Consider the following 12,611-nt stretch of genomic DNA (forward strand, 5'->3'; position numbering starts at 1 on the left):
ACCTATAGCCGCTGGGCGACTGCTTATGAGTGACTCAGCAGTCGTCGAGCGAGCGACGATTACGTCGCGGACCGGGGCGGGCCCGAGAAGCCCCGCCGCTGCCGCATAAACGTTTACAACATCAGAAACAGCGCCGAGGTCCAGCCCCCTTGATCCGTGCGCCACCAAGGCACAGACGGATGCATTGGGCGCCCCCCCAATTCCTGATGYAGCTTTCGCGACCAGATCAGTGTGTCACCATCGAACAGATCGCCCATCRGTTGCTCGAAGAAATTCAACGCGGCGATTACGAGCCCATCACACTGGGACGCAGCCATTTACCCGCTGAATTGGCCTGCGTAGCCTGGGCTGAAATCGAGCATCAACCGATCTACTCCATTCTGGAGTCGATCACTGGCATGGCGGTTACCCGCGCCGACCTGACTATCCGCGCACAAGAAGCCGACAAAAGTCTGGAGTGTTTTCAGGGAATGTAGAGGGATCAATCCAAGCAAGACTTTTCTTTGGGCCAAAAAAAATGGATCTCTTTTCAGAGATCCATTTTTTAAAACTCTCAAACCAGCTGTCCCCATTTTAGCTTTCGAGACACCTCGGGCTTACGTTGCGGCAGTGAACCCGCGCAGTAAATCCTCGGTCAAGGCATCGACATCTTCCAGGCCAATGTGCAACCGCACCACCGGGTTCAATGCGCGATCTGCTGCGCTGTTGCGATCCTGGCACCCCGAAGCATGGAAATGCCGGGGCCGGCCGAGCTTTATTTTTAGCAGGCTCAGCAGCAACCTTTTCCCGTCTCATGCCAGCGTTCAAAGAAATTCCTGTCGGATGTCGATGCTCGACCGTTCGCCAATATTGCGGTAGTTCTCCGTGAGCCACGCCTCGGCCTCTCGTCGTCCGTTGTCGCGCAGTCCGCAAAGGAAGTCCCAGCCCGCGTTGTACTTGCTGGACACACTAAGCGCGCACATTGCTTCATCGGACCGAATGGAATGGATCAGCATCTCCTTCATCTCGTCGCGATCGACCTTGCCTTGCTGGATGAGGTCGGTGACAAAGGCGATGGTGCGCATCTCACGCATCAGCGACGAGTTGAAGCTGATTTCATTGATGCGATTAAGGATGCTGGCAGCGGTAATGGGCACGCCCGGGCGGACGAGCGGGTTGATGTGGACGATCACCACATCGCGCGTAATGCAGTGGTAGATCAACGGAAAAATGGCCGGGTTTCCCATATAGCCGCCATCCCAGTAGTGCTGGCCGTCGATCGTGATCGCCTGGAACAATGTCGGCACACAGGCCGAAGCAAGCACCGCTTCGGCGCAGACGTCCTCGTCTGAGAAGATGCGTATCTTCCCCGTCTCGACATTGGTCGCGCACAGATAGAGGTGGAACGGGCATTGCTTTCGCAAGGCGGCGAAATCGACCTGTTCCTCCAGCACCTCTCGTAGCGGATTCAGGTTTTGGCGATTGAACTGGTAAGGTGAGAAGAGACGAAGCGCCATGTCCGCGAACGCATACATGGGTGAATGGTCCAGCCCGAAACTATGCGTCCCTTTCAGCCATGGCGTCCAACGCAACGGGTTACGACGCTCGGCGGACAGCGCCACGGCGGACCAGAAATCATGCAGCGCCTCGCGTGCGCCGGCCGCGCCCCCCTGCAGCATGCCATAGGCCAGCACGACGGCATTCATCGCACCGGCACTGGTTGCGCTCACCCCTTCTATGGCAAGCCTGCCGTCCTCGAGCAACCGATCGAGCACGCCCCAGGTGAACGCGCCGTGCATCCCGCCGCCCTGCAAAGCCAGCGCGACCGGCTTACGCTCTTCACCGTCCCGACGCGTTCCGTTCTTCATGATCATTCTTGGTCGCTCACCCCACGTTTGGTGCCCACGCATCGAGCAGCGCCTTGGCTTGTAGCAAATCAACGCTGTCGAAGCCTTCGGTGAAGAAGCTATAGATGTCGGCCAGCATTTGCCTGGCCGCCTCCCTGTCTCCCGCTTCCCATAGCTGAGCAAGGCTCACTGTGGCTCGTAGCTCGAGTGACTTTGCCCCTTGTTGTCGAGCGACCGAGATCGCCTTTTGAAAGCATGCTTGCGCTTCCTGCTGCACGGAAGAATCCTGTCTGTCTTCGCCATGGCATTGGAGGGTAAGAGCTCCCTTGAGCCGATACAGCTCTGCTTCGTAAAAGTGCTCACCTGTTCTGTTCACCATAGCCAGAGCGTCGGTCACGATATTCAATCCCGCCTGCGGTTGCCCGGCGCACCCGTGTGCTGCGGCCAGCAGGGCCAGAAAATAGGAGCATCCAAGCTCTGCTCCGGCTGCCTGGTAAGTGGCAATACCCTCGGTTATCTGAGTGATTCCCTCGTCAACGTTTCCCTGTTCAGTGCAAGCCCAACCCTGGAGGATATTCCCCCACGCCAAGTAAAACGGAAACCCTCGTTCGAGTGAAAGCTTGATGGCGGCATCAGCGCACTCTTCGGCGAGTCGTACGTCATGCCGAACCTGTCCCAGTACCGATGTAGCCGACAAGGTGAAGGCCAAGCCGAACGGGTCGGAAATCTTATTGGCCAGAGCAAGGGCCTCCCGGCCGCGCATGTTTGCCTGATCGGGGAACCCCAAAAACCAAAGGCACCAGGCCGAATATGTCAGGGAGTAGCCCGGATCCATGCCGTATGTAATGACAAGCGTGCGATGACGGTCCGGGTTGTAGAGGACGCGCGCCCGCTCCTGGTGTTCAAGGGCGTTGCGCAGATCACCCTGGAAAAGCAATGTCGCCCCGAGTGCCGCATGGGCTTCCACGAGCAAATCCGGATCCTGCGTAGTTTGCGCAGCACTGAGCAATCGTTCACCCAGCTCGCATGCCGTTGAGTATTGCGCACGCAATTCGTAGTAAGTCCGCATCCCCAGCAACGCAGGAAAAAGCGAGTCGTCACCTACTTGCGCGCATAGCGCCAGTGCACGGGTATAGGTGGCCTCCACCTCGGGCGCACCATAGCCTCGCACGGCCATCAAGGCCGGTCCCAGGCAGAGCAGCAACGTCAGTTCCTGATGAGCACGCGCGGGCGTGTCGGGCAAATGTTTGAGCAACTCCAGCGCCGCGCCGAGGTGACGCATTGCGTCGAGATGGGCGGAATGCTGGAGGGCCTGTTGCCCGGTACGCTGCAGGTACTCCACGGCCTTCGGGACATTGCCGCTCAGCCTGTAGTGGTGCGCCAGTTCGCTGCAGTAATCTGCGATACGGTTGGGGAACAGTGCCTCGATGGCCTGCGCCGTGCGTTCGTGCAGTGCACTACGCCGTTCCGTGAGTAGCGAGTAGCCAGCGACCTCCTGGGTCAGCGCATGCTTGAAGGAATACTCCACCTCCGGAAATGCGGGCCGCTGGTAAATGAACTCCGCGACTTCCAGTCGGCCCAGCAGGTCGCGCAAATCGTCGCCCATCCGAGCGCCCCGCCCATCATAGATGCGCTGGATCAGACTGAACGCAAACTCTTTGCCGATGACGGCGAGCGTCTGCAGCAATTCCTTCTGCGCAACGGGGAGCCGGTCGATACGGGCGGCGAGCACGCCCTGCACGGTGGTGGGAATATGCAGCGCGGCTGGAGTTTGCTCGATCCGGTAACGACCGGGTTCGCCAAGCAGCGATTTCTCCTCGACCAGCGTTTGGACCACTTCCTCCATGAAGAAGGGGTTGCCCTCCGTCTTCTCCAGGATGAGCTGTTTGAGGGGGACGAGAGTGGGATCGTCCCCAAGCAGTGCCGCGAGCAGTCCCTGGGCTTCGGCCGGGCCCAGCGGTTCGAGCCGGAGCTGGCTGCAATGACCCGCGCGCGTCCATGCAGGCTGATACTCGGGCCGGTAGTTTACGAGGAGCAGGATCGGGACACTCGCCACGCGGTCGATGAGGCACGCGAGGAATGCTTCGGTCTCGCGGTCCAGCCATTGCAGGTCCTCGAACAGCAGCTCGATCGGTTGATCGCGGCTCTCGCGCGCCAGAAGTTGCGTAATCGCGTCGAAAATGCGATCGCGCCGGATCTGAGGATCCATTTCCGCAAGCGCCGAACTGTGTTCGCCAATACCCAGCAGATAGAGCAGGTAGGGCACGAGGTCCTCGAAACTGCGCTCAAGCGTCAGGGCCTTGCCCATTACCTTTTCCCGACACCGCCGCTCATCGTCCAGGGCAGTGATCTGAAAATAGCTTTTCAGGAGCTCGATGAGCGGGAAATAGGCAAAAGCCTTGCCGTGCGATACCGAGAACGTCTCCAGCACCAGACAGCCGCGCCGCGAGCGTTCCTTGAACTCATGGAACAGCCGCGACTTCCCGACCCCGGCCTCGCCCACCACCGCGACGACCTGTCCGTGGCCCGCCTTGGCCTGATCGAGCGCCTGCTGCAGGTGGTCCAGCTCTACCTGGCGGCCGACGAATCTGGCCAGTCCGCGATGTGCCGCCAGTTGCAGGCGCGTGCGCAACGCGCCGACACCCAGCACCTCGTACACGACGAGCGGCTCGGGGATGCCTTTGACCTGGGTGGCCCCCAGCGTCCTGAACTCGAAATAGCCCTCTGCCAGCTTGTGGGTGGACTCGCTCACCAGTATCGACGATGGCGCAGCGATGCCCTCCATTCGGGACGCAATATGGATGGTGTGCCCGACCGGATCGTAATCGGTGTGCAAATTGTCCGTGCGGATCGAACGCACGACGACCTCTCCGGTGTGGACGCCAACACGGATTTGCAGCGGAATGCCTTTCTCCAGACGAATGCGGTCGCTATGTCGACGTATCGCCTGCTGCATGCGCAACGCCGCATACAGCGCCCGCTGCGGATGATCTTCATGGGCGATGGGGGCGCCGAACAGCGCGAGAATGCCATCGCCCAGCGACTTGGCCACGTAGCCTTCGTAGTAGTGGACGGCTTCCATCATCAGCGCAATGACCGGCTCGATCAGGTTTTGGGCCTCTTCCGGATCGAGGTTGTGGATCAGCGCCATGGAGCCGGCCATGTCGGCAAACAGCGCCGTAACGGTCTTGCGTTCGCCAGCGGTCTCGCCCCGGGCTTCCATAGCCGCCTGTTCGGCGCGGATGCGCTCGGCAAGATGATGAGGCGTGTAATGAATGGGCTCTGAAGAAGGCTCTGAAACAGGCCGCGAGTGCAGTGATGACGCAGCAGGCTCTTCGGTCAGCGATGCACCACATTCACTGCAGAATTTGGCAGACAGGCCCGCCTCGTGAGCACAGCGCGGACAGCTGCGAGACAGCTTGGCGCCACACGCTTCACAGCAGCTGGCCCCGGAAGGATTCTCGAATCCGCAGTTTGCACAGCGCATACGACCTCCTCCCTTGCCTGGTGCCTACTCTTTAACATTAGGCGCCGAACCCGCTGGCGGCAAGACACGACCGGACGAAGCACTCTGCCTCGGTACCTGATGTCGATTTCCGAACCGAAAGAGGCCAATCCGGTGCGCCCGGATCGACCTCGGTATCTACTGCCACCTCACCCACCGCTGTCGATCACGTGTTGGACGGTGATTGCGGAGTATCGGGATTGAGTTGCTGGCGTCTGAATTGCCCGGGTGGCTGGCCGTGGATCTGGCGAAAGCGTCGGGAGAAATAAGCCTCGTCAGCGAAACCGCACAACCTCGCCACCTCCCCCACCGGGCGTGTCCCATTGAGCAAATAATTGCGTGCCGCGTGCATCCTGCGCTCGAGCACCAGCTCAGTGAAGGTCTTGCCGATTTCCTTGCGCAACCAGTGCGTCAGATACGTCGGTGACAGGTAGGTCGCAGCAGCCACCTTGATCAGGTTCAGATCGGGGTCGGCAATATTCTTGCGCAAGTATTCGGACATCCTGCTCAGCGCGTCTCGCCGGCTGACTTCGGCGGCATTCTCTTCGGCCAATCGTTTGAGCGGTTCGGCATACAAGGCACAAACGCTCCCCACCAGTTGCAGCAACAACCCCTTGAGCATCTCGCGGGAGCCAAACTGACGGTTCTCATCCAGGACTCGCATCTGTTCGATCAAGCCACAGACTTTGCGGAAGTCCTCATCGCCCAGAATGAAATCCAGATGTTCCTGGAAGCGGAACGGCGACAACTCGGGTGCCAGCAAAATCGAGACCTCCTCCAGGTCCATCGGGTCGCATTGCAAATGCGGCAGCAGGAAGGTTTGGGAAAAATTGATCACCATGAAATTGCTGTCTTCCGGATGCGGAATCACGTGCACGCGATGCGGCAGGATGAAGGCCAGCGTGTTGCGCGGAAACGGGCGTTCGACATTGCCAATGTGCTGCACGGTATCGCCACCGAGGTTGACCTGGATCTGGAAATACTCATGGCGATGCGGGCTGGTTTCGGCGCGCCGGCCCCTTTTGTCGCGGATGTAAAAGTCTGTCAATTCGCTGCGTTGCTGCATGACGTAAGTGGGTACTCGACTCGGTGACGACATCGCCTGAGGATCCTCGACAGGTACATGGGCAGGTTGTCGTCGCGCCGCGATGCAGGCGGCGACTGCGGTGATTGTGAAGGCGGATAGCGCAGGGTTCAACAAGTCATCGGATGACACCGAAATACAGAGAATTATTTTTATCCGTGTGTGATGTATCGTCCGTCCAAAAAAACAACGTACACACAATTTTAATTAATCATTAATAAACAATAGCTTATGAAGCACATTAGGCAGAGCTGAAGAAACGTGCTGATGTGATTTTTCTTGGACACCTGCATTAATCGCCTTTTTCAGGAGAAAAAACGATCTAACGCCTCCGTTGATTTTGAGAGGTTGTACGACCACTGTGACAGTCAATGCAGCCCAACCTTCCAAAAACAATCAAAAGGTGCGCACGTGATGAACCGGCTTTTCTCCCTCACCAACCCTCCCCCGACCGAGCCCGTCCGAAGGCGTATCTGAGCGCCTGACAGTAGCTCTCCGCGCCTCTCATTCAAGTAGCGATTGCTCTGCCCCGGGACTGGGGGCAACGGCTTCGGCTGCGCGCGAACACCTCGATTCTACTAACAATAAAAAGGCCTACTCATGTCGAACTCGCAAACCTCCCCGTCCACCGCGCCGTCGGTGAGTGCTGGCGCCCGGGACGCCCTGCTGCCACAACGACTGCCGACGCGTCGGCGTTGGTTCATGCTGTCGTTGCTGCTGATTGCGACCATCATCAACTACATCGATCGGGTGAACATCTCGATTGCCGCACCGTTCATGGCCAAGGAGCTGGGTCTGGACAAGATAGAAATGGGCCTGATTTTTTCCGCGTTTGCCTGGACCTACGCACTCGCCTTGGTTCCCGCCGGGTTCATCGCCGATCGCTTCGGCTCCCGGTTCACTTACGGGGTGTCGCTGATCAGTTGGTCGACGGTCACCGTGTGCCAAGGCCTGGCCACAGGATTCGCTTCGCTGTTCGGGCTGCGCCTGGCTGTCGGTGCCATGGAAGCTCCAGCGTTCCCGGCCAACAGCCGTGCGGTGACGGTATGGTTCCCCGCCCGCGAGCGGGGTTTGGCCAGCAGCATCTACGTGTGCGGCCAGTATCTGGGCACGGCACTGTTTACCGGCGTGCTGTTATGGCTGGCCACGACCTATGACTGGCGCCATGTGTTTTACAGCACTGGCATCCTCGGAATCGTGTTCGGTGTGATCTGGCTCTACCTGTATCGCGATCCGCTGAGCTGCAAGAACGTCAGCCAGGAAGAGCTGAAGTACATCGAAGCCGGAGGTGGACTGGTCAAGAGCAGCCAGGAACGCACCCGGTTCAACTGGCGGCAGATCTCCGAGCTGTTCAGCTATCGGCAGATCTGGGCGATTTGCATCGGCAAGTTCGCCAGCACCTCGGCGTTGTACTTCTTCCTGACCTGGTTCCCGACGTACCTGATCGAGGAACGCAAGCTGACCATGATCAAGGCCGGGATCTTCGCCGTGCTGCCGTTCGTGGGCGCAACGGTCGGCATTCTGCTGGCCGGCATCGTCTCCGACTTGCTGATACGCCGTGGTTACTCAATGTCCTTCGCTCGCAAGCTGCCCTTGGTGGTCGGATCGATGCTGGGGATGTCGATCGTGCTGGTGAATTTCACCGATTCAAACGTGATCTGCATTGCCGTGCTGACCATGGCCTTCTTTGCCCAGGGAATCGCTTCGTCGTCGTGGGCGGCCGTATCGGAAGTCGCGCCCAAGGAATTGATCGGGCTGACCGGCGGGATCACCAGCCTGGCCGCCAACATTGGCGGGATCGTTACCCCGATCGTGATTGGCGGCATCGTTCACGCGACGGGCTCGTTTGCCTATGCCTTCTGGTTCATCGGCGGCGTGGCGCTGGTCGGCACCTTGTCCTATTCGTTGCTGCTCGGCCGCTTGTATCGCATCGAACTCAAGGCACGCTAAACGCAGAAAAGCGTTTTTCTCCAACACGAGGCGGCTTTCGTCCAACTTCGCAAAACGAAGCCGCCGTAGGCTGATGCTTCCAACAGGACCACTACAAAAATGACTATGACCGAATACGTTTTCACCCCGGATTTGCCTGTGACCTTGCCGGTTGCCGGCAGCCAGCAGCGCTTTCCCGTTGGCCGGGTATTTTGCGTCGGCCGCAACTACCCCTGGCCAGACACCCAAGACCAGTCCCGCCAGCCGCCAGTGTTCTTCATGAAACCGGCGAGCAGCGTGGTGGATGCGGCGGGTGAAGTGACTTTCCCGCCGTTGACCGAAGAGTTTGTCCACGAAATCGAATTGGTCGTGGCCATCGGTGAAGGCGGCGCCAATATTCCGGAGAGTCAGGCGCTGGCCTATGTCTGGGGCTATGCCGCCGGTCTCGATCTGACCCGTCGTGATGTCCAGCGCGCGGCCAAAAGCAATGGTTTGCCGTGGGAAGGTGCCAAGGTATTCGACGGCGCCGCGCCGATGACCGCCATCGTGCCGGTGACTCGCACGGGACAGCCGGATGGCGATTTGTGGTTGAACGTCAACGRCGAAGAGCGCCAGCGCGACAGACTCGACAGCCAGATCTGGTCGGTCAGTGAAATCATCAGCCGAATCTCTCGGTCAGTAGCGCTGCGAGCCGGTGACTTGATCATGACCGGCAGCCCGGCAGGTGTTGATGTACTGCAGCCAGGCGACATCATTAACGCCGGGATTGACGGCGTCGGCCAACTGGAAATGCGCGTCGGCAAGCGACCTTGAACCCGGCACACGCCCTCGTGAATTGAAAAGGGAGATAACAACATGTCCAGTCCTTTGAAAGTGGCCCTGGTCACCGGCGCCGGTAGCGGAATCGGTCGCGCCGTGGCCCTCGGCCTGATGGCAGACGGATTCACCCTGGTATTGGCCGGACGTCGACCGGAGCCCTTGCAGGCATTGGTCGAATTGGCGCTCAGCGAGGGACACGCAGCGTTGGCGGTGCCCACTGATGTGCGCGACCCGGCCAGTGTCGACGCGCTGTTTGCCACCATCATCGAGGTATACGGACGCCTCGACGTGGTGTTCAACAACGCCGGGGTCAACGCCCTTGCAGTGCCGCTCGATGAACTGACGTTCGAGCAGTGGCGAAACGTGATCGACACTAACCTCAACGGCGTTTTCCTCTGCGCCCGTGGTGCCTTCGGACTGATGCGCCGGCAACAGCCACAGGGCGGCCGCATCATCAATAACGGCTCGATCTCGGCGCATACCCCACGCCCCTTCAGCAGCGCCTACACCGCCAGCAAACATGCGGTGCTGGGGCTGACCAAATCCCTGGCCCTGGACGGGCGCGAATTCAACATCGCCTGCAGCCAGATCGACATTGGCAACGCCMTGACCGAAATGTCGGTGCGCATGACCAAAGGCGTGCGCCAGGCCAACGGCACCATCGCCGTGGAGCCGATGGTGGACGTCAAACATGTGGCCGATGCCGTGCGCTACATCGCCGGTCTGCCGCTGGAGGCGAACGTCCTGAACATGACCGTCATGGCCAGTGCCATGCCGTTTGCCGGTCGCGGTTGAACCGGCCTTTTTATTCCGTTACGCGAGGTTTACATGAAGCCAGAAGTCTTGCAGCTCAGCCCGATCCTGATCCCTGAAATCAACGCGCGGCTCGATGAGCTGTTCACCGTCAGACGTTACTTCCAGCAGGCCGACAAGCAGGCTTATTTGCAGGAACACGGCGCGAACATTCGCGGGGTGATCACCGGCGGGCATACCGGCATCAGTCAGGCGCTGATGGCGCAATTACCCAAACTGGAAGTGGTGGCGGTCAATGGCGTCGGCACCGATGCGGTGGATCTGGCTTACGCCCGGGATCGCGGGATCCGCGTGACGGMGACCATCGGCGCGCTAACCGAGGATGTCGCCGACCTGGCCATCGGCTTGTTGATTGCCGTGTGTCGAGGCCTGTGCACCAGTGATCGTTACGTGCGTTCGGGCCAATGGCCCCATAGCCCGACGCCGTTGGCCCCGTTACCGTTGGCGCGACAGGTGTCTGGCATGCGCATCGGCATCGTCGGCATGGGTCGGGTCGGCCGCGCAGTGGCGACCCGGGCCGCAGCGTTCGGCTGCCCGATCAGTTACACCGATCTGCAGCCGATGAGCGATGTGAACCACACCTTCATCGCCGATCTGAAGCAGCTGGCCAGCAACACTGATGCGCTGATTCTCGCGGCCGCTGCCGACAAGGCGGAAGCCATCATCAATGCCGAGGTGCTGCAGGCGCTGGGCAAGGACGGGTATCTGATCAACGTGGCGCGCGGCAAGCTGGTCAACGAGGTCGATCTGGTGACGGCACTGGCCGCTGGAGAGATCGCGGGTGCGGCGCTGGATGTGTTTGTCGATGAACCGAACGTCCCCGAGACACTGTTTGCCAACGAGAAAGTGGTCCTGCAGCCTCATCGCGCAAGTGCGACGCTGCAGACCCGCACGCGGATGGGAGAGATGGTGGTGGCGAGCCTGGTGGACAGTTTCGCCGGGAGAATACCGCAGGGTTCCGTGACTGACTGAAGCGTGGCCACCRAGAGGACGTTGCGTCCCCTCGGTGGCTCGGTGTCAGGTAAATAAATCGATGCCCAACTGGAAGGCGACCCACAGCGCGAGGCCTGTAGCAAAGAACAGCGCGATGTTTTCAAACAGGTAATGGCTGGTCGATTTTCAACACCATCGCCAGCGACTCACCCGCCCCTGAGCATGTATTTTTTTCGTGAGAACGAGCACAGTCGAACATTATAGATACGACGTCATATAACAATTCTTGAGCGAGAGAGTTTAGAAATGGTTCAAACTCGCGGTTGCGTGAATGACATCGAACCGGACTCGAGTCCAGCAAACACTGAGCCTTAGCCACGACATCTCTTTCCAGCCTGAGAAAAACAGCGATTGATGTTGTTTGAGCATAGTCATAGGATGACAGACCACAACCATAAAAATAAAGGATCACCTGTGAGTAAACCTCTTCTCTTGGCCGCTGCCGTCGTCTACAGCCTCAGCCAGCAAGCCAATGCCGCCACTTTTGCCTATATCTCGAGCCCGGGAGACGGTCTGATTTCCCAGTATCGCCTTGACCAGAACAACGGCGCGTTGAGTCTGATTGAACAGGTCAACGCCGGTGATCAGGTCAACCCCATGGCCATCACCCCTGACGGCGAAGTGTTGTTTGCCGCCTTGCGGGTCAAGCCGTTTCAGGTGCTGGGCTACCGCATAGATCCCAAGAGCGGACATCTGACTCCGCTGTCCAAAGCGCCACTGGCAGAAAGCATGGCTTACCTGTCTACCGATAGAAAAGGACACTATCTGCTCGGTGCATCCTACGGTGCCGACACCGTCAGCGTTCAGGCCATCGACAAGCTCTATCAGCCTTCTGCCAGCATCCTGAGCTACAAGACAGGCCCGCATGCGCATTCGGTTCGCACCGACCCGAGCAACCGTTTTGCCTACGTAGGCAATCTTGGCGCGGACCAGGTGCTGCAATATCGCCTTGATGCCAAAACCGGCGAGCTCACCCCCATCGGCAGCGGCTACATCAGTGTCCCGGACAATACCGGGCCTCGACACCTGGCCTTTTCCCCGAACGGCAAATACCTGTATGTGGTCGGTGAAATGAACGGCACGGTCACAGCGTTTTCAATCAATGACAGCACTGGCGCATTGACTCGGATTGCCGTTGCCAACGGTATTCCCGAGCGTTTGAAACTGGCTCACGGCGAGGTGCGTGATGCACGTAACAACGACTTGAAGGACGACCCCACACCACGTATCTGGGCGGCGGACCTGCGGATCTCGCCCGATGGCAAGCTACTGTTGATGACCGAACGCACCAGCAGCTCGGTATCGGCATTCGCGGTTGACCCTTCAACAGGCAACTTGAGCTTTCTCGAGAACTATCCGGTGGAAGAAAAGCAGCCACGCAATATCGCTTTTTCACCCAATGGGCGCTGGTTGCTGGTAACGGGTGAGAAAAGCGAAAAAGTCGGCACTTACGCGATCAGCAACAACGGCGCCTTGAAACGTGTCGGTGAAGCGGCGTCGGGAAAAGGTGCGTTATGGATTGAGGTACTGCAAACGTCGCTGGAGTAATCTTCGGGCGGAAAAAAGACGCTTGGAGGTCGGGGAGTTGGCTCATTCCGACCTCCAAGGTTTAACGGTTATCCATAAAATGCAGTGCAAGGTG

At 59.1% G+C, this 12,611-nt stretch carries 9 protein-coding genes and 1 pseudogene; 6 read left to right on the forward strand and 4 right to left on the reverse strand.

Features of this window, described 5'->3' with window-relative positions:
• Positions 1 to 284 precede the first annotated feature (284 nt).
• A pseudogene (locus AC1DH9_RS09260) lies at positions 285 to 455 on the forward strand (UTRA domain-containing protein); the annotation flags it as partial.
• A 141-nt stretch (positions 456 to 596) separates the two neighbouring features.
• Here the strand turns inward: AC1DH9_RS09260 and AC1DH9_RS09265 are convergent.
• The 4 genes from AC1DH9_RS09265 to AC1DH9_RS09280 all read right to left on the reverse strand — a co-directional run bounded on the left by AC1DH9_RS09265 (position 597) and on the right by AC1DH9_RS09280 (position 6,430).
• Entirely contained in the window at positions 597 to 779 is a 183-nt protein-coding gene (locus tag AC1DH9_RS09265; RefSeq protein WP_427538661.1) for a hypothetical protein, read from the reverse strand.
• A gap of 24 nt (positions 780 to 803) precedes the next feature.
• Positions 804 to 1,847 (reverse strand): patatin-like phospholipase family protein, encoded by a 1,044-nt coding sequence (locus AC1DH9_RS09270; protein ID WP_427538421.1) that lies wholly within the window; start codon positions 1,845 to 1,847, stop codon positions 804 to 806.
• 16 nt (positions 1,848 to 1,863) lie between these two features.
• On the reverse strand, positions 1,864 to 5,313 hold the full coding sequence (locus AC1DH9_RS09275; protein ID WP_427538418.1) for an adenylate/guanylate cyclase domain-containing protein: 3,450 nt from the start codon (positions 5,311 to 5,313) through the stop codon (positions 1,864 to 1,866).
• Between the two features lie 184 nt (positions 5,314 to 5,497).
• The gene (locus AC1DH9_RS09280; RefSeq protein WP_427538415.1) at positions 5,498 to 6,430 is read right to left on the reverse strand and encodes a helix-turn-helix transcriptional regulator; all 933 of its coding nucleotides are present in this window, start codon (positions 6,428 to 6,430) and stop codon (positions 5,498 to 5,500) included.
• A gap of 585 nt (positions 6,431 to 7,015) precedes the next feature.
• On the opposite strand from AC1DH9_RS09280, the gene AC1DH9_RS09285 reads away from it, so the two are divergent.
• The 5 genes from AC1DH9_RS09285 (at position 7,016) to AC1DH9_RS09305 (ending at position 12,517) form a co-directional block, all read left to right on the forward strand.
• The gene (locus AC1DH9_RS09285; protein ID WP_427538413.1) at positions 7,016 to 8,365 is read left to right on the forward strand and encodes an MFS transporter; all 1,350 of its coding nucleotides are present in this window, start codon (positions 7,016 to 7,018) and stop codon (positions 8,363 to 8,365) included.
• A gap of 99 nt (positions 8,366 to 8,464) precedes the next feature.
• Positions 8,465 to 9,157 carry a fumarylacetoacetate hydrolase family protein gene (locus AC1DH9_RS09290; protein WP_477808075.1) on the forward strand — a complete coding sequence of 231 codons (693 nt, stop codon included), beginning with the start codon at positions 8,465 to 8,467 and terminating at the stop codon, positions 9,155 to 9,157.
• A gap of 42 nt (positions 9,158 to 9,199) precedes the next feature.
• Entirely contained in the window at positions 9,200 to 9,958 is a 759-nt protein-coding gene (locus tag AC1DH9_RS09295; protein ID WP_477808076.1) for an SDR family oxidoreductase, read from the forward strand.
• Between the two features lie 33 nt (positions 9,959 to 9,991).
• Complete coding sequence (locus AC1DH9_RS09300; protein WP_477808077.1) at positions 9,992 to 10,948, forward strand: 2-hydroxyacid dehydrogenase; 957 nt, start codon at positions 9,992 to 9,994, stop codon at positions 10,946 to 10,948.
• Between the two features lie 435 nt (positions 10,949 to 11,383).
• Positions 11,384 to 12,517: a lactonase family protein gene (locus tag AC1DH9_RS09305; RefSeq protein ID WP_427538401.1), complete on the forward strand. Its 1,134-nt coding sequence runs from the start codon at positions 11,384 to 11,386 to the stop codon at positions 12,515 to 12,517.
• Positions 12,518 to 12,611 lie beyond the last annotated feature (94 nt).

This window comes from Pseudomonas sp. 05T35, assembly GCF_056396605.1.